We start from the raw sequence: 20,168 nt of genomic DNA, 5'->3' as shown, positions 1-20,168 counted from the left end.
GTGGTGCTACTGCGCCGGGCAGAAGGACGGCAGGTCGGCGGCAGCTGCGCCGGCGGGGCACGGGTCGAAGGTCCAGCAGACGAGGAGCCCGAGCACGATCAGCACGACGCAGGCGGCCAGGATCGCGATGAGGAGCGTCTTGCGGATGCCCGGCTTCGACACGTAGTCGTTGACGATGGTGCGCATGCCGTTCGAGCCGTGGATGAGGGCGAGGACCAGCATGAGCGAGTCCCAGACCTTCCAGAAGGGGTTGGCCCACTTGCCGGCGACGAAGGCGAAGTCGATCTGCTTGACGCCCTCGCCCGCCACCATGTTGACGAAGAGGTGGCCGAAGATCAGCACGACGAGCAGGACGCCCGAGGCGCGCATGTAGATCCAGCCCCACTTCTCCCAGTTGGTGGTGCTCCGGGCGGCCGCTGCCGAGCGGGGAGGTTCGACGATCTGCGTGGTCATGTCCGTGCCCCTCAGTTGAAGTCCGCGACGAGGTTCATGAGCTGGCGGGGCAGGAAGCCCGCGATCGCCACCGCCCACAGGACCATGACGATCCAGAACATGGCCCGCTGGTACTTCGGGCCCTTGGACCAGAAGTCGATCAGGATGATCCGCAGGCCGTTGAACGCGTGGAACACGATGGCCATCACCAGCGCGATCTCGCCGAGGTTCATGATCGGGGTCTTGTACGTGCCGATGACGGCGTTGTAGGCCTCGGGGGAGAGCCGCACGAGTGCCGTGTCGAGGATGTGCACGAGCAGGAAGAAGTAGATCGCGACGCCCGTGATGCGGTGGAGGACCCACGACCACATCCCGATGGATCCGCGGTAGAGCGTGCCCTGTGGCGTCCGAGAAGCCCTGGGCGCTTCGATCGAGACGTCGGGCACCGCCGTCGCCGTACCCCCGCCGGTGTGCTCAGCCATGAGCTCGTCCTTCCATAGGACGGGCTCGCCCGATCGGCGAGCCCTTGCCGTTCGTGTTCGTGTGGAACACGACCCATCCTATGCGCGAGCGCTGACCTTCTCGTCCCGACCTGCCCGGAGGCCCCGTCCGACGGGCGGCGCGCCGATGGTCCGGGCCGTGTCGTGGTGGTCGAGGAGCTGGTCGCCGACGGCCTCCCACGTGGTCCCCTCGACGCGGAGCCGACCGGCCGAACCCATCCGCTCGGCCAGGGCGCGGTCGTGGTGCAGCCGCAGGACGGCGTGCCGCAGGGCCTGGGGTGCGTCGGCGTCGTAGAGCTCCCCGTCGAGCCCCGGGGCGACCAGGTCGAGCGGGCCGCCGGACGCCGGTGCGATCACCGGTAGGCCGGAGGCGTGGGCCTCCTGCAGGGTCTGCCCGAAGGTCTCGGCCGGACCGGTGTGCACGAACAGGTCGAGTGCTGCGTACGCGTCGGCGAGGGCGTCGCCGCGCAAGGGGCCGGTGAAGGTGACGTCGAGGTGCCGGAGCCGCCGCTCGAGCATCGCCCGCGACGGACCGCCGCCGGCGACGACGACCCGGATGCCGGGGACACCACCGAGTTCGGCGAGTCGCTCGACCTCCTTCTCCGGGGCGAGGCGACCGACGTACCCGACGATCGTCTCGCCGTTCGGGGCGAGCCGGCGGCGGAGCGCCCGCACGTGCCCCGACGTCCGGCGTGCGGGGTGGAACAGCTCGGTGTCGACGCCGCGACCCCAGCGGGCGACGCGCGGTACGCCGTCCTCGGCGAGCATCGCGGCCGTCGCGCTCGACGGGGCGAGCGTCAGCGAGGCGCCCGCGTGGATGCGTCCGAGGATCTTCCGCACCAACGGGATGGTCGCGGTCAGGCCGTTGCGGCGGGCGAACCCGGCCACGTCGGTCTGGAAGACGGCGACGGAGGGGATGCCGAGCCTCCCGGCCGCCGTGATCGCGCGCCCACCCAGCAGGAACGGACTCGCGGCGTGGAGCACGTCGGCGCCGGAGGCGGCGAGGATCGTGTCGAGCACCGGGTGGGGGAGCGCCACCGGGAACTGCCGGTAGGCGACCGCAGGGACACGGTGGACGTCGAAGGAGCGGTAGCGCTCGACCGCGCTGCGCGAGCGGAACTGCGCGAGTCCGGGGGTGTCCGGGGCGATCACGACCGCGCGGTGACCACGTCGTTCCAGGTGGTCGAGGACCGCCAGGACACTCGTGGTCACGCCGTTGAGGGTGGGCAGGAAGCTCTCGGTCACGACGGCGACGGTCCGGGGGGACGTGCCGCGCTCCACGCTGCGTGCGCTCATGGTGCTGCCCATGCTCCGGGCGTGACGTGACCCGACGGGGCCGACGACGTGAACGGGACGCGCGCGCCGGGTGAACAACGCGACGCCCTCCGGTGCGGACGCCGGACGGCGTCCTGCGGGAGGCCGCATGCGGGAATCGTGCGGAGACCACCCAGGATCCGCCCGGCGGGGGCGGTACGGTGAGCGCGTGGCTGACGCTCTCGAAGACTTCTACGCGATCATCCCCGCAGGGGGCATCGGATCGCGCCTGTGGCCGTTGTCGCGCGCGGACGCACCCAAGTTCCTGCACGACCTGACGGGTTCCGGCACCTCGCTGCTGCGGCAGACCTGGGACCGCCTGGCGCCGCTCGCCGGCGACCAGCGGATCATGGTCGTCACCGGCCGTGCGCACCGCGTCGCGGTCGAGTCGCAGCTACCCGGCGTCGAGGACCACAACGTGGTGCTCGAGAGCGAGCCGAAGGACTCGACGGCGGCCATCGGCCTGGCCGCGGCGATCCTGGTGCGCCGCGAGCCCGACGTCGTCATCGGCTCCTTCGCGGCCGACCACGTCATCGGCGACGCACGCGGTTTCCGCCGTTCGGTCCGCGAAGCCGTCGCCGTCGCCCGCGCCGGCTACGTCACGACCATCGGCATCACCCCGACGGAGCCCGCGATCGGCTTCGGGTACATCCACGCGCACGGCGACACCCTGGACATCGAGGGCGCACCGACCGCGCACGCCGTCCGGTCGTTCGTCGAGAAGCCCGACCTGGACACCGCCCGCTCGTACGTCGAGCAGGGCACGTACCTGTGGAACGCGGGCATGTTCATCGCCCGCGCCGACGTGCTGCTCGAGGAGATCGGCCGGAACAACCCGACGCTGCTGGCCGGCATCAACGAGCTGGCGGACGCCTGGGACACCTCGGCGCGCGGCGCGGTCGTCGACGCGGTCTGGCCCACGCTCGAGAAGATCGCGATCGACTACACAGTCGCCGAGCCCGCTGCTGCTGCTGGTCGCATGGCCGTCGTGCCCGGCGACTTCGACTGGGACGACGTGGGCGACTTCGCCTCGCTCGCCAAGCTGCAGTCCGGTGGGCGACCGAACAACCTCGCGGTGCTCGGGGACGGTGCGCGCATCCTGGCGGACTCGTCGAGCGGCATCGTGATCTCGCACAGCCAGCGACTCATCTCACTCATCGGCGTCGAGGACATCGTCGTCGTGGACACCCCGGACGCCCTGCTCGTCACCACGAGCGCGAACGCCCAGCGGGTGAAGGGTGTCGTGGATGCCCTGAAGATCAGCGGCCGGGGCGACGTCCTGTAGGTCCGAGCATCCGCAACCGGCCGGTGATGTTCCAGGTGTGACGCGACTCCCTGCAATCCGAAGCCGCCGACTGCCCGTGACCAAGAACGCCTCGACTGCCTCGACCCCTGATCGGAGAACGATGATCGCCGATCGTTGCACCACGATCCGCCGGACCGTCTCGGGCTTGCTCGCACTGGTGGTGATCTCCACGACCCTGGCGGGTTGCGTCCTGCATGAGCCGGACACTCGAGACCCACGACGAACGGAGCCCCCGGTGAGTGAGAACGCCGCGAAGCGACAGATGGTCGAAGCGGTCGATGACGCGACAGGGCGACTCGGCGGTGAATGGAAAGCACGCACCGGGCCGGACTACGCGGAAGGCTGCGTCCTCGAGGACGGCGAGCGAGGTGCGCACTGGCGCTACCTCACCGGGAGCACGATGACCGGGCGGCCCGATGCCGACGCCGCCCGGATGACGGAGCACTGGGAAGGTCAGGGGATGCGGGTCACCCAGCATGATTCGAGCGACGGGCCTGCCATCTTCGGCGACGGCGCAGGGAAGGTCGTCTCGATCAGCGTCTACGCCTACTCGGGGAACTACACCGTCCAGGCCATCTCGCTGTGCTTCCCGGGTGACCCCGACGAACTCTGACCTCCAGAGATCCGCTCTCGCGGCGACGTCCTGTAGCGCTCCACCGACAAACCCCTCGAACTGGGGGTGAGCGGGCGACCCCGCGTTACGGGCGCGTTTCGGCGGGGTCGCGATCCCGTAACCGATCCACGGGACCCCCGCAACGGGTCCTGTACCGACCCGACGGTCGTGTACTGTCGCCACGATCGCCCGGAACGCACGTGGTCCGGGCACGCTCCCCGGAGGAACCAACCCGTGACATCTCGTACCCGACAGGTCGTCCTCAGCGGCCTCGCGCTCGCCGGCACCGTCGCCGTCCTGGCCGGCTGTGCCTCGGCGCCGTCCACCACCGAAACGGCGAAGAAGACCGACTTCCGCCCCTGCATGGTCTCCGACGCCGGTGGGTTCGACGACAAGTCGTTCAACCAGCTCGGCTACGAGGGCATGAAGGACGCCGCCAAGGACCTCGGCGCCACCTACAAGGAAGCCGAGTCCAAGGACGCCACCGTCTACGACTCGAACATCGAGCAGCTCATCGGCCAGAACTGCAACCTCGTCGTGACCGTCGGCTTCAACCTGGCCGACGCCACGAAGAAGCAGGCCGCTGCGAACCCCGACACCGACTTCGCGATCATCGACGACAACTCGATCGACGCCAAGAACGTCAAGCCGATCACGTTCGACACCTCGCAGGCCGCGTTCCTCGCCGGCTACGCGGCGGCGTCGTACTCGAAGACCGGCGTCGTCGGCACCTTCGGCGGCATGCAGATCCCGACCGTCACCATCTTCATGGACGGCTTCGCGGACGGCGTGAAGTACTACAACGAGCAGAAGGACAAGGACGTCAAGGTCGTCGGCTGGAACGTCGACACCGGCAAGGGTTCCTTCACCGGTGGCTTCGAGGCCGGCACGCAGGCCAAGTCGGTCGCGCAGACGCTCCTCGACCAGGACGCCGACGTGATCCTGCCCGTCGGTGGCCCGATCTACCAGTCCGCTGCCGAGGCCATCAAGGACGCCGACAACGGTTCCGTCCTGATCGGCGCGGACAGCGACCTCTACGAGGCCGACCCCCGCTACAAGGACATCGCCTTCACCTCGGTCGAGAAGGGCATGCGCCCGGCCGTGAAGGACGTCGTCGAGCAGGCGGCTGACGACAAGTTCTCGAAGGAGCCGTACGTCGGCACCCTGAAGAACGACGGCGTCGGCATCGCTCCGTTCCACGACTTCGAGTCCAAGGTCGACAAGGGCCTGCAGGGCGAGCTCGACGACGTGAAGGCCGGCATCATCGACGGCTCGATCAAGGTCAAGACCCAGTCCTGACCCGGTGAACGCGGGCGGGGGAGCATCCCTCGCCCGCGTTCTCGTGCGCCCAGGTGGCGCACCCCAGACCGTGCATCCCCAGGGTGCACCCCAGACCGTGCACCCAAGGGTGCGCGCCAGACCGTGCTTCCGCAGGGTGCACGCGACACCGTGCGCCCGCGTGGCGCGCGCGAGACAGAAATAGACTCCCGAACATGAAGCTCGAACTCCGCGGCATCACCAAGCGGTTCGGCGCCCTGGTCGCCAACGACCACATCTCGCTCACCGTCGAGCCGGGTGAGGTCCACTGCCTCCTGGGTGAGAACGGCGCCGGCAAGTCCACCCTGATGAACGTCCTGTACGGCCTGTACGACGCCGACGAGGGCGAGATCCTGCTCGACGACGTGGTGCAGGACTTCGACGGCCCCGGTGACGCCATGCGCGCCGGCATCGGCATGGTGCACCAGCACTTCATGCTCGTGCCCGTGTTCACGGTCGCCGAGAACGTGATGCTCGGGCAGGAGCAGACGACCTTCGGTGGCCGTCTCGACCTGGCCGGTGCCCGCAAGCGCGTGCAGGAGATCTCGGACCGTTTCGGGTTCGACGTGGACCCGGACGCCAAGGTCGAGGACCTGCCCGTCGGTGTGCAGCAGCGCGTCGAGATCATCAAGGCGCTGTCCCGCGATGCCTCCGTGCTGGTGTTCGACGAGCCGACGGCCGTCCTCACCCCGCAGGAGACCGACGAGCTGATGGGCATCATGCGCCAGCTCCGCGAAGCCGGCACCGCCATCGTCTTCATCACCCACAAGCTCCGTGAGGTGCGCGAGGTCGCCGACCGCATCACGGTCATCCGCCTCGGCAAGGTCGTCGGCGAAGCTTCGCCGACCGCCACGAACAACGAGCTGGCCGCGCTGATGGTCGGCCGCGCCGTCTCGCTCGTGGTCGACAAGGAACCCTCGACCGGTGGCGACGACGCCCTGGTCGTCGAGCACCTCACCGTCACCGACCCGTCCGGCATCGTGCTCGTCGACGACGTCTCCTTCACGGTGCGTCGCGGCGAGGTCCTGGCGATCGCCGGGGTGCAGGGCAACGGGCAGACCGAGCTCACCGAGGCGATCATGGGCCTCGAGCCCGCGCACGGTGGCCGCATCACCCTGGACGGCAAGGAACTCACCGGCCGGAGCGTCAAGCAGGTGCTCGACGCGGGCGTCGGCTTCGTCCCCGAGGACCGCAAGGAGGACGGCCTGGTCGGCGAGTTCACCATCGCCGAGAACCTGATGCTCGACCGCGCCGACCACGCCGAGTTCGTCCGCGCCGGCACCATCCGGTCGGCGGAGCGTGACGCGTTCGCCGACGAGAAGATCGCCGAGTTCGACATCCGGACGCCTGGTCGCACCACCGCTGCCGGTCGGCTGTCCGGCGGCAACCAGCAGAAGATCGTCCTGGCGCGCGAGCTGAGCCGCGAACTGCGGCTGTTCGTCGCCGCGCAGCCCACCCGCGGCATCGACGTCGGCTCGATCGAGTTCGTCCACAAGCGCATCGTCGCCACCCGCGACACCGGTGTGCCGGTCATCGTCGTCTCCACCGAGCTCGACGAGGTCGTCGCACTGGCCGACCGCATCGCCGTGATGTACCGCGGTGGCATCGTCGGCATCGTCCCCGCGACCACCCCCCGCGACGTCCTCGGCCTCATGATGGCCGGGGAGATCCCTGAAGGAACGGAGCTGGCCGCATGACCGGTTCGGCCGGCGAGATCCACGCCACACCCACGACCGGAACGGAGCTGGCCGCATGACCGGTTCGGCCGGCGAGATCCACGCCACACCCACGACCGGAACGGAGCTGGCAGCGTGACCACCCCACCGCCAGACAACACGCAGCAGCCGGCCCCGGCGGCGAACGACACCGCCGACGCCCCGCTCACCGACGACCGTCTGCAGGAGGTCGAGTCGACCCCGCACCTGATGACGGACTCGGCAGCGGACACCGAGCGCCGCAACGGCGCCGGCGGCGACCGCTGGCACGCCGCCCTGCAGGGGATCCTGAACGGCTCCGTGCTCGTCACGGTGCTCGCCGTCGTCCTCGCGCTGGTCGCCTGCGGCATCCTCATCGCGGTGACGGACGAGAACGTCCGTGCCACCGCCGGGTACTTCTTCGCTCGCCCGACGGACATGCTCCAGGCGGTCGGCACCGCGGTCGGCGGCGCGTACGCCTCGCTGTTCCAGGGCTCGGTGTTCAACTTCGGCGCGGACTCGTTCCAGCAGGCGATCGGGCCGCTCACGCGCTCCGTCGACTACTCGGTGCCGCTCATCGCCGCAGGCCTGGGGATCGCGCTGTCGTTCCGCGCCGGACTGTTCAACATCGGCGGTCAGGGCCAGATCCTGATGGGGGCCGCGGCCGCCGGGTGGGTCGGGTTCTCGTTCGACGGCCCCGCCGCGGTCCACATCCCGCTCACGATCCTCGCCGGCATCGTCGGCGGCGCCGTGTGGGGTGGCATCGTCGGGGTGCTGAAGGCCCGGACGGGTGCGAACGAGGTGGTCGTCACGATCATGCTCAACTACGTCGCGCTCTACCTGGTCAGCTACCTGCTCCGCACCCCGGGCCTGCTGCAGGCCCCGGGCAGCAGCAACCCGATCTCGCCCCCCACGAAGGACAGCGCCCTGCTGCCGCAGCTCTTCGGCGTCCGGTACGGCGTGGACCTGGGGTTCATCGTCGCGATCATCGCGGTCATCGTGGTCTGGTGGCTCGTCAACAAGTCGTCCCTCGGCTTCCGGTTCCGCACCATCGGTGAGAACCCCCGTGCCGCCCGCGTGGCCGGCATGAGCGTCCCGTCGCTGACCATCTGGGTGATGCTGATCTCCGGTGCCCTGGTGGGCATCGCCGGCGCCTACCAGGTGCAGGGCGCCGTCACGTCGGGCTTCACCTCGGGCATCGACGCCGGCATCGGCTTCGACGCCATCACCGTGGCCCTGCTCGGCCGTTCCAAGCCGTGGGGCGTGTTCTGGGCGGCCATCCTGTTCGGCGTGCTGAAGAACGGTGGCTACGCCATGCAGGCCGCCAACGGCATCCCGATCGACATCGTCGGGGTCATCCAGGCCCTCATCGTCCTCTTCATCGCGGCGCCGCCGCTCGTCCGCGCGATCTTCCGGATCCCGCAGCCGGGTGCCCGCAAGCGCACGAAGACGAACAAGACCAGCAAGAAGGCGGTCGCCGCATGAGCACCCTCAGCCCCACCGCGGCCCCCGCGTCGCCGCTCGCGGACCGTCCGCTCGAGACCACCAGGAGCTGGAAGCTCCCGATCGGGTACGGCGTGTTCACGCTCATCGCGATCGTGCTGTTCGGCCTGCTGCCGCGTTCCGGCACCACCACGTTCCGCCTGGCGAACGCCGGTGACTTCTTCGCGCTGCCGAACGTCCCGTTGCCCGCGCTCGGGACGGGCATCGTCGTCATCGTCCTGCTCGCGATCCTGACGGTCTACGCGTTCATCGAGACGCGTGCGCTGCGCCGGGTCGCGCTGTGGGTCACGTCGGTCTTCGCGGTGGTGTTCGTCGTCGGGTTCCTGACCTGGGCCGCCGCCGGCTCGTCCCTGCCGATCCCCGGCCTGCTGCTCGGCGCGCTGAGCCTGAGCGTGCCGCTCGTGTTCGGTGCCCTCGGCGGCGTCATCTCCGAACGGGTCGGCGTCGTGAACATCGCGATCGAGGGCCAGTTCCTCGCCGGTGCGTTCAGCTCCGCGATGGTCGCGTCGATCACCGGGTCGCCCTGGGTCGGCCTCGTCGCCGCGCTCGTCGCCGGCATGCTCGTGTCGTTCGTCCTCGCGGCGTTCAGCATCAAGTACCTGGTCGACCAGGTCATCGTCGGTGTCGTCATCAACGCGTTCATCTCCGGCCTGACCGGCTTCCTGTACTCGCAGGTGCTCTCCCCGAACGAGGAGACGCTCAACATCGGCATCCGGTTCCCGAAGGTCGAGATCCCGCTGCTGCACCAGATCCCGGTCATCGGACCGGTGTTCTTCGAGCAGACGGTCGTCGTCTACCTCGCCTACATCGCCGTCGCGGTGGTCACCTTCGGGCTGTTCAAGACCCGCTGGGGGCTGCGGCTCCGCGCCGTCGGCGAGCACCCGCAGGCCGCCGACACGGTGGGCATCAACGTCACGAGCACCCGGTTCTGGAACGTCTCCCTCGCCGGTGCGATCGCCGGTCTCGGCGGGGCGTACTTCACGCTCGACGCGGTCGGGCCGTTCACGAAGGACATGACCGCGGGCGCCGGCTACATCGCCCTGGCCGCCGTCATCTTCGGCCGGTGGGATCCGATCAAGGCGACGCTCGCGGCGCTGCTGTTCGGCTTCGCGTCGAACCTGCAGAACACGCTCGGGGCGATCGACTCGCCCGTGCCGAGCGAGTTCCTGCTGATGCTGCCGTACGTGGTGACGATCTTCGCCGTGGCAGGCCTGGTCGGGCAGTCGCGCGGCCCCGCCGCGTCCGGCAAGCCCTACATCAAGAGTTAGTTCCCTTCCGCAAGACACCGGTGTTCGCCCTCCGCACCGCGGTTCGCGGGTGTTCGATCGACGAACACCGGTGTGTTGCGGACCACCCACCGGCCTGGAGGCACGACACATGACCGACACGCACGCTGCGGGTGACCAGGGGGTCACCGCCACCGACCTGACGGACGCGGCCACGGGCCTCCCGGCCGACGACGTGGACTGGGGCGCCCTGCGGGACGCCGCCACGGCCGCGATGCGGCGCGCCTACGCGCCGTACTCGTCGTTCCCGGTGGGCGCCGCGGCGCTCACCGACGACGGCCGGATCGTCTCCGGCTGCAACATCGAGAACGCGAGCTACGGGGTGACGCTCTGCGCCGAGTGCTCGCTCGTGTCGCAGCTGCACATGACCGGCGGCGGCAAGCTCGTCGCGTTCACGTGCGTCGACGGCGACGGGGCGACCCTGATGCCGTGCGGGCGCTGCCGCCAGCTGCTGTTCGAGCACTCCACCGAGGGCATGCTCCTCGAGACGCTCTCCGGCATCCGCACCATCGACGAGGTCCTGCCGGACGCCTTCGGGCCGCGCACCCTCGCCACCTACCAGCAGGAGCACTGACATGGCAGTCGAGCCGTTCGACACCGTCGACCTCATCCGTACGAAGCGCTCCGGCGGCGCGCTGAGCACCGCCGAGGTGGACTGGCTCGTCGACGCGTACACCCGCGGCTACGTCGAGGACCCGCAGATGGCCGCGATGGCGATGGCGATCTTCCTGAACGGCATGGAGCGGCGCGAGATCAAGGACCTCACACTCGCGATGATCGCGTCGGGGGAGCGGATGTCGTTCTCGTCGCTCGGCAAGACGACGGTCGACAAGCACTCCACCGGCGGGGTCGGCGACAAGATCACCCTGCCGCTGGCACCCCTGGTGGCGTCGTTCGGCGTCGCCGTGCCGCAGCTGTCGGGCCGCGGACTCGGGCACACGGGCGGCACGCTCGACAAGCTCGAGTCGATCCCCGGGTGGCAGGCGTCGATCTCGAACGACCGCATGATGCAGGTGCTGCAGGACGTCGGCGCGGTCATCTGCGCCGCCGGGTCCGGGCTGGCCCCCGCGGACAAGAAGCTCTACGCGCTCCGCGACATCACCGGCACCGTCGAGTGCATCCCGCTCATCGCGTCGAGCATCATGTCGAAGAAGATCGCCGAGGGCACCGGTGCGCTCGTGCTCGACGTCAAGTTCGGGTCCGGCGCGTTCATGCCGACGTACGAGGCGTCGAAGGAGCTCGCGCAGACCATGGTCGACCTCGGCAACGACGCCGGGGTGGCGACCTCGGCGCTGCTGACCGACATGGAGGTCCCGCTCGGGCTGACGATCGGCAACGCGCTCGAGGTGCGGGAGTCGGTCGAGGTGCTCGCCGGTGGCGGACCGGCCGACGTCGTCGAGCTGACCGTGGCACTCGCGAGCGAGATGCTGACGCTCGCCGGACTGCCCGACGCCGACCCCGCTGCGGCACTCGCCGACGGCAGGGCCATGGACACGTGGCGTCGGATGATCGAGGCGCAGGGCGGGGACCCGTCCGCGGCGCTGCCCGTCGCCCGGGAACAGCACGTCGTGACTGCGCCGACGTCCGGGGTCCTCACGCAGCAGGACGCGCTGCCGTTCGGCGTCTCGGCCTGGCGGCTCGGAGCCGGTCGTGCCCGTGCGCAGGACCCGGTGCAGGCCGGTGCGGGCATCGAGCTGCACGTCAAGCCGGGGGACACCGTGACCGAGGGGCAGCCGCTGTGGACGCTGCACTCCGATGACGCGTCGCGGATCCCGCGCGCGCTGGAGTCGCTCGAGGGGGCGTGGGCGATCGGCTCGGCGGACTCTCCCGCCGCAGCACGTGGTCCGATCGTGCGCGAGCGCATCGGGTCCTGAACCCGGCCACCCGGCCGACCGGAGGCTCCCTGCACAGCTGTGGGGAGCCTCCAGTGTCTTCCGTTGTGGGTTGTGCACAGGTGCCTGCGCGGCGGCGGTGACCACCGATAGCCTGGGGGAATGAGCGCCGACGCCCCGACCTACCGCCTGCCCGACGCCGGGGCGGTCATCAACGACCTGCCGAAGGTCTCGCTGCACGACCACCTCGACGGCGGCCTGCGTCCCGCGACCATCATCGAGCTCGCAGCATCCGCGGGTGTCACGCTCCCCACCACCGACCCGGAAGAGCTCGGGCAGTGGTTCGCCGACCAGTCGAACTCCGGCTCGCTCGTCGAGTACCTGAAGACGTTCGACGTGACCACGTCCGTCATGCAGACCGCACCGCAGCTCACCCGCGTCGCCCGCGAGTTCGTCGAGGACCTGGTCGCCGACGGCGTCGTCTACGGCGAGGTCCGCTGGGCGCCGGAGCAGCACCTGCAGGGCGGGCTGACGCTCGACCAGACGGTCGAGGCGGTGCAGGCCGGCATCGAGGAAGCCGTCGACGCCGCCGGTGGGCGCATCCGTGTCGGCCAGCTCGTCACCGCGATGCGGCACGCCGACCGGTCGCTCGAGATCGCTGAACTCGCCGTCCGTCACCGCGACGCCGGAGTCGTCGGCTTCGACATCGCCGGTGCCGAGGCCGGGTTCCCCGCCTCGAACCACCGCGCAGCCTTCGACCACCTGGCTTCCGAGCTGTTCCCGGTCACCGTCCACGCGGGCGAAGCCGACGGACTCGCCTCGATCCGCTCCGCGCTCGTCGACGGCCGGGCGCTCCGCCTCGGACACGGCGTCCGCATCTTCGAGGACGTCGCCCTGTCCGACGCCGGGGACGGCTCGACGCTGGCCTCCCTGGGCGAGGTCGCCTCGTGGGTCCGTGACCGCGAGATCCCGCTCGAGGTCTCGCCGTCGTCCAACCTGCAGACCGGAGCGATCGCCGCGTGGGGCGACGACCTCGCCGACCACCCGTTCGACGTGCTCTACCAGCTCGGCTTCCGCGTCACGGTGAACACCGACAACCGCCTGATGAGCGGCACCTCGCTGTCGAAGGAGCTCGCACTGCTCGCCGGCACGTTCGGCTACGACCTCGACGACCTGGCGGCGTTCCAGATCAACGCCGCGCTCGGCTCGTTCCTGCCGCTCGAGGACCGCGAGGAGATCATCGCCACCATCACGGCCGGGTACCAGGAGGCCTGACGCATGGGACTGCCGCCGCTGCCGGACACCGCCGTCCTCCTCGGTGCGGACGCGCACGCATGGCGTGACGCGATGCGCCTGGTCGGCGGTGCGCTCGTCGCGTCGGGCGCCACCACCGACGAGTACACCGACGCCATGATCGGCATGGTCGAGGAACACGGGCCGTACATCGTCATCTCGCCGGGGCTCGCGTTCGCGCATGCCCGGCCCGGTGGCGCCGTGGTGCGGGACGGACTCGCGGTCGTGACGCTCGCATCGCCGGTGGCGTTCGGCCACCCGCACAACGACCCCGTCCGTGTCGTGCTCGGGCTCGCGGTGGCCGAGGTCGGCACCCACCTGGAGTCGATCGGCGAGATCGCGAACCTGTTCAACGACGCCACCGTCACCGGGCGGATCGCGGCGGCGACCACGGCGGACGAGGTCCGCGCGATCATGGGGGTCTCCGCGTGAAGATCGTGACCATCTGCGGTGCCGGCATCGGGTCGAGCGGCATCCTCAAGGTGAACGCCGAGAAGGCGCTCGACACCCTCGGGCTGTCGGCGTCCGTCGTCGCTGCGGACGTCGCATCGGTGCGGGACGTCTCCGACGACGCCAACGTGATCCTGACGAGTCAGGAGTTCGTCGAGGCGATCGGGGACACCTACGCCGAGGTGATCGTGATCAAGAACCACTTCGACCAGGGCGAGATCACGGCGGCGGTCGACCGGGCGCTCGGCGAGCACTGAGCGCGTAGTGCGCCCTTTAGAGTTGGGGCATGAGCACCGAGAACCCGCTGAACGACCCCGCTGCCGACCCGTTCGAGGTCGCGCGGGACGCCGCCGCCGTCATCGCCGAACAGTCAGGCATCGAGCGGCACGACATCGCACTGACCCTCGGTTCGGGTTGGGGCAAGGCCGCCGACATCATCGGTGAGACCGTGTCCGAGATCCCGGCCGACCAGGTCCCCGGCTTCAGCGCCTCGGCCGTCCCCGGACACTCCGGCACGATCCGGTCGATCCGCCTCGCCGACGGCCGCCACGCGCTCGTCATCGGCGCCCGCACGCACTACTACGAGGGTCACGGCGTCCGCCGGGTCGTGCACAGCGTCCGCACCGCCGCGGCGACGGGTGCCTCGATCATGGTGCTGACCAACGGTGCCGGTGGCATCAAGGAACACTGGACGCCCGGCACCCCGGTGCTCATCAGCGACCACATCAACCTGACCGCCGACAGCCCACTCGAGGGCGCGACGTTCATCGACCTGACCGACCTGTACTCGGCGCGCCTGCGTGAGATGGCCCGGACGGTCGACCCGTCGCTCGACGAGGGCGTGTACACGCAGTTCCGCGGCCCGCACTACGAGACCCCGGCCGAGGTCCAGATGGCGAAGGCCATCGGCGGGCACATCGTCGGCATGTCGACCGCGCTCGAGGCCATCGCTGCCCGCCAGGCCGGCATGGAGGTCCTCGGGTTCTCGCTCATCACGAACCTCGCCGCCGGCATCCAGAAGACGCCGCTGTCGCACACCGAGGTGCTCGAGGCGGGCAAGCAGGCGGAGCCGGTGATCGCGGACCTGCTCGCACGCGTCGTCACCGCACTCGGGCAGCCGGCGTCGTGAAGCTCGACCTCGACCGGGTGCTCGGCACCGCGCGGGCGTGGCTGGCGCAGGACCCCGACCCGGAGACCCGCGACGAGCTGGCCGCGGCGATCGACGAGGCCGCCGACGGTGACGGTCCTGCGGTCCGGGCGCTCGCCGAGCGGTTCGACGGGCGACTGCAGTTCGGCACCGCCGGACTCCGCGCCGAGCTCGGCTGGGGCCCGCTGCGGATGAACCGTGTCGTCGTGACCCAGGCGGCGGCGGGGCTCGCACGGTTCCTGATCGAGACCGGGCGTTCGCCGAGTGTCGTCATCGGCTACGACGGCCGGGTGAACTCGGACGTCTTCGCGCGCGACTCCGCCGAGGTCATGCGGGGTCTCGGACTCGAGGTCACCCTGCTGCCCTCGGCCCTGCCGACGCCGGTGCTCGCGTTCGCCGTCCGGCACCTCGACGTCGGCGCCGGCGTCATGGTGACGGCGAGCCACAACCCACCGCGGGACAACGGGTACAAGGTCTACCTCGGACAGGACGACGACGGTTCGCAGATCGTGCCGCCCGTCGACGGCGAGATCGCGGACGCCATCGACGCGGTCGCCGCTGGTTCGGTCGCCGATCTGCCGCGCGGCACCGACTACACCGTGGCGACGTCGGCCCTGGTCGATGCCTACGTGGCCGCCACGGCCGCGATAGTGCCAGCTCCGGCGCTCCCGGTCGACGAGCAGCCGAAGGTCGTCTACACGGCCATGCACGGCGTCGGGTGGGAGACCGCGCGTGCGGTGTTCGCCGCGGCGGGGTTCGCCGAGCCGGCGGTCGTCCCGGAGCAGATCGATCCCGACGGTGCGTTCCCCACGGTGTCCTTCCCGAACCCCGAGGAACCGGGCGCGATGGACCTGGCGATCGCCCGCGGTGTCGCCGTCGGTGCCGACCTGGTGATCGCGAACGACCCCGACGCCGACCGGCTCGCGCTCGCGATCCCGACCGCCTCGGACGCCGGTGCGCCGTCGTACCGTCGGCTGTCGGGCAACGAGGTCGGCTGGTTGCTGGGGTGGCGGGCCGCTGCACGGGCGTCCGAGTCCGGCGCGACCGGCACCCTCGCTGCGTCGATCGTCTCGTCGCCCGCGTTGGCCCGGGTGGCTGCGCGCCACGGGCTGGAGTACCGCGACACCCTGACCGGCTTCAAGTGGGTGTCGCGGGTGCCCGGGCTGCTGTTCGGCTACGAGGAAGCCCTGGGCTACCTGGTCGACCCGTCGGTCGTGCGCGACAAGGACGGCATCTCGGCGGCGCTGGAGCTGCTGTCGTTGGCGTCGGACCTCGCCACGGCCGGATCGTCGATCGCCGGGCAGCTCGACGCCTTCGCCGCCGAGTTCGGGGCGTTCGCCTCGGGGCAGGTCGCGACCCGGGTCGACGACCTGTCGCGCATCGGCGAGGTCATGACGTTGCTCCGGTCCACGCCGCCTGCGTCCCTCGGCGGCCTCGACGTGCACACGGTGACGGACTACTCGGACGGGGTGCAGGGCTTCCCGCCGTCGGACATCCTGCGCTACGACCTGGCCGGCGACGCACGGGTGATCGTCCGCCCGAGCGGGACCGAGCCCAAGGTGAAGGTCTACATCGACACCGTCGCGAACACCCCCGCCGAGGCCCAGCGCCTGGTCGACGCCATCGCCGACGCCGTGCGCCCCTTGGTGTCCTAGGGCGGGGTGGGCTTCCGCTCGTTCGCGTCGCGCCCTGCTCGCGCCCTGCTCGTTCGTGTTGCGCCCCGCTGCCTGTCCACAGATCGCGCGGACCCCGCCCACGGTGGCCCGTGCGTCGCGATCATCGGAGCATGGACCACGACCCCATCTCGACCGTCGGCCTCGGGCAGGACCCAGGTCGTGCGTCGGCGATCCGCCGCGCAGCGGATGCCGGCGCCCTCGTCCGGGTGCACCGTGGCACGTACGTCGGGTCGGGTGAGTGGGCGTCCATGACGGGACGCGAACGACACCGCATGCTCGTGCGGAGTGTGCTCGCCGGCGGGAGAGGCTCCGTCGTGGTGTCACACCGGTCGGCGGTCGCCATGCTCGGACTTCCGTGGATCGGGGTGTTCGGCGAGCGTGTCACGGTGACCGATCCGTCCCGGGACCGGGGCCAGGTCAAGCGGAGCATCCAACGCGTCGGCAGCGCCGGTCGGCGACCGTCCTCCGTCCAGGTCGACGGCGTGCCCGTCACGACGTTGACCGAGACGGCGGTCGACGTCGCCCTCCGCGAACACCCGTGGCGTGCCATCGTCGTGCTCGACGCGGTCCTGCGGCGCGGCGTCGAGCGGGCGACGATCCTCGAAGCACTGGGGAATCGCCGTGCTCGGGGGCATCGACGCGCGCGGGAACTGGTCGAGCACGCGGACCCGCTCGCCGAGTCACCGGGGGAGAGCATCACACGATGGGGTGCGCACGTGCTCGGCGCTCCGGACCCGGTGCTGCAGCAGGAGTTCCGGCACGACGGCATGCTCCGCGACCGGGTGGACCTGTGGTTCGCGGAAGCCGGGGTGATCGTCGAGTTCGACGGTCGGGTGAAGTTCGACGACCCGCGGCGAGGGCGGACAGCGGCAGACGCCCTGGTCGACGAGAAGCGCCGTGAGGACCGTCTCCGCCGCCGCCGTGGGGTCAACGGCTTCGCACGGGTGATGTGGTCGGACGCGATGCCCGCGGGGCAGCTCCCACGGATCCTGCACGACGCTGGGGTGCCGCTCGGTCCGGACTGGGGTGCCGCCTGGCGTCATGCTGCGAGCCGCGCCCTCTGATGGTCATCGCGCCCCGAAGAGTCGGGGCGCGATGACCGCAGCGGGGCGCGGCTCGAGCGGACGAGAGGGAACCCGCGCGCTACGCGAGCTCGAGCAGCACGTGACCGGACGAGACCGTCTGGCCGACCGGGGCGTTCAGCCCGGTGACGACGCCGTCCTTGTGGGCCTGCACGGGCTGCTCCATCTTCATGGCCTCGAGCACGACGAGCAGGTCGCCCTTCACCACGGTGTCACCCTCGGCGACCGCGAGCTTCACCACGGTGGCCTGCATGGGCGACGCCACGGACGACCCGGACTTCGCCAGACCGCCACGGACGGCCGACGAGCGGCGCTTCGGGGGAGCGGTTGGCCCGGCGGGACGACGACCGGCGACACCGGCACCGGCAGCACCGCCACCGACGATCGACGGCATGGTGACCTCGATGCGCTTGCCCTGCACCTCGACGACGACGCTGTCGCGCGCAGCCGGGGCCGGCAGTTCCTCGGGGGAGCCGCTCCACGCCGGGATCTCGTTGACGAAGTCGGTCTCGATCCACTGCGTGTACACCGAGAACGGCGAGGAGTCGTCGGTCGCGAACGCCGGGTCGGACACCACGGCACGGTGGAAGGGGAGCACGGTCGGCAGGCCGGTGACCTCGAACTCGGCCAGTGCGCGCCGGGAACGCTCGAGCGCCTCGGCACGGGTGGCACCGGTGACGATCAGCTTCGCGAGCATCGAGTCGAACGAGCCGGACACGACGTCACCCGCGACGACACCCGAGTCGACGCGGACGCCGGGGCCGGACGGTGCGTTGAACGCGTGTACGGGGCCGGGCGCGGGGAAGAAGTTGCGGCCCGGGTCCTCGCCGTTGATGCGGAACTCGAACGAGTGTCCACGCGGTTCCGGGTCCGAGTAGTCGAGCACGCCGCCCTCGGCGATGCGGAACTGCTCGCGCACCAGGTCGATGCCGGTGACCTCTTCGGACACGCAGTGCTCGACCTGCAGGCGGGTGTTCACCTCGAGGAACGACACGGTGCCGTCGGCGCCGATGAGGAACTCGCAGGTGCCGGCGCCGACGTAGCCGACCTCGCGCAGGATCGCCTTCGACGACTCGTACAGCGCCGTCTGCTGCTCGGGCGTCAGGTACGGTGCCGGGGCTTCCTCGACGAGCTTCTGGTGGCGACGCTGCAGCGAGCAGTCGCGGGTGGAGACCACGACGACGTTGCCGTGCTCGTCCGCCAGGCACTGGGTCTCGACGTGACGCGGCTTGTCCAGGTACTTCTCGACGAAGCACTCGCCGCGACCGAACGCGGCGATCGCCTCGCGCGTGGCGGACTCGAACTGCGAGGCGACCTCGTCGCGGGTCCGTGCGACCTTCAGCCCGCGGCCACCGCCACCGAACGCCGCCTTGATGGCGACCGGCAGGCCGACCTCGTCGGCGAACGCGATGACCTCGGAGGCATCCTTGACGGGCTCGATGGTGCCGGGAGCGAGCGGCGCGCCGACCTTCTCGGCGACGTGGCGTGCGGAGACCTTGTCACCGAGGCGCTCGATCGAGTCCGGCGACGGTCCGATCCAGACGAGCCCGGCGTCGATGACGGCGCGGGCGAAGTCGGCGTTCTCGGCAAGGAACCCGTAGCCCGGGTGCACGGCGTCCGCACCGGAGCGGCGGGCGACCGAGATGATCTTGTCGATGACCAGGTAGGTGTCGGCGCTCGTGGTGCCGTTCAGCGCGTAGGCCTCGTCGGCGAGGCGGGCGTGCTGGGCATCGCGGTCCTGGTCGGCGTAGACCGCGACCGACGCCTTGCCCGCGTCGCGGGCCGCGCGGATGATGCGGACGGCGATCTCGCCGCGGTTCGCGATGAGGACCTTGCTGATACGGGGCATGACACAGCAGCGTATTCGTGCGGCGTGCGTGCGTTTTGACTGACGCCCACAAAGAAGCACCCGGATCAGGTGCGGATGTCTACAGTGCCCACAGATCGTGCCAGTCGATGCCGAAGCCACGCAGGAGCATCGAGCGCAGCATCGGCAGGGACATCCCGATCACCGCGGACGGTGCCCCCTCGATCCGCGTGATGTACGCGGCGGCCCGGCCGTCGATGGTAAACGCGCCGGCGACCTCGAGCGGCTCGCCGGTCGCGACGTACGCGTCGATCTCGTCGGGGGACACGTCGTCGGCGAAGGTCAGCACCGCGCTGTCGACGGCGACCACGCGGTCGCCGTCGGCGGCCAGCGCCGACCCGCCGGGGGCGACGTCGCCGAGCTCGGGGACGCCGGCGGCGGACGTGACCAGGGACCGGACGGGAGGCACGGTGCGTGCCGGTCCCGTGCCTCCAGGCCGTCCCGTGGTCGGCTCCAGGTCCGGGCGCCGGTCGTCCCGTCGCCGGTCGATCACGCAGTGCCCGCTCCACAGCGTGCCGCCGCCGGCGGCCAGCATCTGCCGCCAGCGCTCGCGCGCGACCTCCGGGTCGTGCGGCTTGCCGTACAGCTGCCCGTCGACCTCGAAGGCGGAGTCGCCGCCGAACACGACCCCGTCGACCGGCGACCCGGCCACCGTGGCGTCCGCGACGGCCGACGCCTTCGCGACGGCGAGGAGCGAGACGAGTTCCGGACCGGTCAGGTCGCGGCCGAGCGATGCCGCGGCGGCGGCGCCGACGGCGTCCTCGTCGACCCCGGGGGACACGAGGACGGGTTCGATCCCGGACTGGGCGAGGAGTGCTCGGCGGGCGGGGGATGTACTCGCGAGGTACAGACGCAT

At 70.7% G+C, this 20,168-nt stretch carries 19 protein-coding genes; 14 read left to right on the top strand and 5 right to left on the bottom strand.

Features of this window, described 5'->3' with window-relative positions; genetic code table 11:
* Positions 1-6: 6 nt before the first annotated feature.
* From sdhD to BOSE127_RS06845, 3 genes are all read right to left on the bottom strand, one after another.
* The gene (gene sdhD / locus BOSE127_RS06855; RefSeq protein ID WP_056070803.1) at positions 7-453 is read right to left on the bottom strand and encodes a succinate dehydrogenase, hydrophobic membrane anchor protein; all 447 of its coding nucleotides are present in this window, start codon (positions 451-453) and stop codon (positions 7-9) included.
* An 11-nt stretch (positions 454-464) separates the two neighbouring features.
* On the bottom strand, positions 465-914 hold the full coding sequence (gene sdhC, locus BOSE127_RS06850) for a succinate dehydrogenase, cytochrome b556 subunit (RefSeq protein WP_017888739.1): 450 nt from the start codon (positions 912-914) through the stop codon (positions 465-467).
* A 78-nt stretch (positions 915-992) separates the two neighbouring features.
* On the bottom strand, positions 993-2,228 hold the full coding sequence (locus BOSE127_RS06845) for a glycosyltransferase family 4 protein (protein WP_056071072.1): 1,236 nt from the start codon (positions 2,226-2,228) through the stop codon (positions 993-995).
* A gap of 187 nt (positions 2,229-2,415) precedes the next feature.
* Here BOSE127_RS06845 and BOSE127_RS06840 point away from each other — a divergent pair, with 187 nt between their 5' ends.
* The 14 genes from BOSE127_RS06840 to BOSE127_RS06775 all read left to right on the top strand — a co-directional run bounded on the left by BOSE127_RS06840 (position 2,416) and on the right by BOSE127_RS06775 (position 17,427).
* Positions 2,416-3,531 carry a mannose-1-phosphate guanylyltransferase gene (locus BOSE127_RS06840; RefSeq protein ID WP_017888741.1) on the top strand — a complete coding sequence of 372 codons (1,116 nt, stop codon included), beginning with the start codon at positions 2,416-2,418 and terminating at the stop codon, positions 3,529-3,531.
* 76 nt (positions 3,532-3,607) lie between these two features.
* Positions 3,608-4,165 carry a hypothetical protein gene (locus tag BOSE127_RS06835; protein ID WP_159556678.1) on the top strand — a complete coding sequence of 186 codons (558 nt, stop codon included), beginning with the start codon at positions 3,608-3,610 and terminating at the stop codon, positions 4,163-4,165.
* Between the two features lie 234 nt (positions 4,166-4,399).
* A complete protein-coding gene (locus BOSE127_RS06830) occupies positions 4,400-5,464 on the top strand; it encodes a BMP family lipoprotein (RefSeq protein WP_017888742.1) in 1,065 nt (354 codons plus the stop codon).
* Positions 5,465-5,658: 194 nt separating this feature from the next.
* Positions 5,659-7,179: an ABC transporter ATP-binding protein gene (locus BOSE127_RS06825; protein ID WP_017888743.1), complete on the top strand. Its 1,521-nt coding sequence runs from the start codon at positions 5,659-5,661 to the stop codon at positions 7,177-7,179.
* Between the two features lie 114 nt (positions 7,180-7,293).
* Positions 7,294-8,661 (top strand): ABC transporter permease, encoded by a 1,368-nt coding sequence (locus BOSE127_RS06820; protein ID WP_194589691.1) that lies wholly within the window; start codon positions 7,294-7,296, stop codon positions 8,659-8,661.
* A complete protein-coding gene (locus BOSE127_RS06815; protein ID WP_017888745.1) occupies positions 8,658-9,947 on the top strand; it encodes an ABC transporter permease in 1,290 nt (429 codons plus the stop codon). The genes BOSE127_RS06820 and BOSE127_RS06815 overlap by 4 nt, the downstream gene beginning before the upstream one ends.
* A gap of 109 nt (positions 9,948-10,056) precedes the next feature.
* Positions 10,057-10,539: a cytidine deaminase gene (locus BOSE127_RS06810; protein ID WP_017888746.1), complete on the top strand. Its 483-nt coding sequence runs from the start codon at positions 10,057-10,059 to the stop codon at positions 10,537-10,539.
* A gap of 1 nt (position 10,540) precedes the next feature.
* Positions 10,541-11,839, top strand: coding sequence for a thymidine phosphorylase (locus BOSE127_RS06805; protein ID WP_042538834.1), 1,299 nt, complete (start codon positions 10,541-10,543; stop codon positions 11,837-11,839).
* Positions 11,840-11,959: 120 nt separating this feature from the next.
* The gene (locus BOSE127_RS06800) at positions 11,960-13,072 is read left to right on the top strand and encodes an adenosine deaminase (protein WP_042538833.1); all 1,113 of its coding nucleotides are present in this window, start codon (positions 11,960-11,962) and stop codon (positions 13,070-13,072) included.
* Positions 13,073-13,075: 3 nt separating this feature from the next.
* Positions 13,076-13,522 carry a PTS sugar transporter subunit IIA gene (locus BOSE127_RS06795; RefSeq protein ID WP_056070818.1) on the top strand — a complete coding sequence of 149 codons (447 nt, stop codon included), beginning with the start codon at positions 13,076-13,078 and terminating at the stop codon, positions 13,520-13,522.
* Positions 13,519-13,797, top strand: a complete 279-nt coding sequence (locus tag BOSE127_RS06790) for a PTS sugar transporter subunit IIB (protein WP_017888750.1) — start codon at positions 13,519-13,521, stop codon at positions 13,795-13,797. Before BOSE127_RS06795 ends, BOSE127_RS06790 begins: the two co-directional genes overlap by 4 nt.
* 29 nt (positions 13,798-13,826) lie before the next feature.
* Positions 13,827-14,669, top strand: a complete 843-nt coding sequence (locus BOSE127_RS06785) for a purine-nucleoside phosphorylase (RefSeq protein ID WP_056070821.1) — start codon at positions 13,827-13,829, stop codon at positions 14,667-14,669.
* On the top strand, positions 14,666-16,342 hold the full coding sequence (locus BOSE127_RS06780; protein WP_071252214.1) for a phospho-sugar mutase: 1,677 nt from the start codon (positions 14,666-14,668) through the stop codon (positions 16,340-16,342). Before BOSE127_RS06785 ends, BOSE127_RS06780 begins: the two co-directional genes overlap by 4 nt.
* Positions 16,343-16,473: 131 nt before the next feature.
* Positions 16,474-17,427: a hypothetical protein gene (locus tag BOSE127_RS06775; protein ID WP_017888753.1), complete on the top strand. Its 954-nt coding sequence runs from the start codon at positions 16,474-16,476 to the stop codon at positions 17,425-17,427.
* Between the two features lie 79 nt (positions 17,428-17,506).
* Here the strand turns inward: BOSE127_RS06775 and BOSE127_RS06770 are convergent, their stop codons facing one another.
* Complete coding sequence (locus BOSE127_RS06770) at positions 17,507-19,294, bottom strand: acetyl/propionyl/methylcrotonyl-CoA carboxylase subunit alpha (protein WP_056070830.1); 1,788 nt, start codon at positions 19,292-19,294, stop codon at positions 17,507-17,509.
* A 79-nt stretch (positions 19,295-19,373) separates the two neighbouring features.
* A complete protein-coding gene (locus BOSE127_RS06765; protein WP_042538823.1) occupies positions 19,374-20,168 on the bottom strand; it encodes a Maf family protein in 795 nt (264 codons plus the stop codon).

The sequence above is a fragment of the Curtobacterium sp. 8I-2 genome (genome assembly GCF_902506155.1).
GTDB classification, from domain to species: domain Bacteria; phylum Actinomycetota; class Actinomycetes; order Actinomycetales; family Microbacteriaceae; genus Curtobacterium; species Curtobacterium poinsettiae.
Note: the sequence above shows the minus strand (reverse complement) of the source record. Positions and strands in the feature narration are given on the sequence as shown.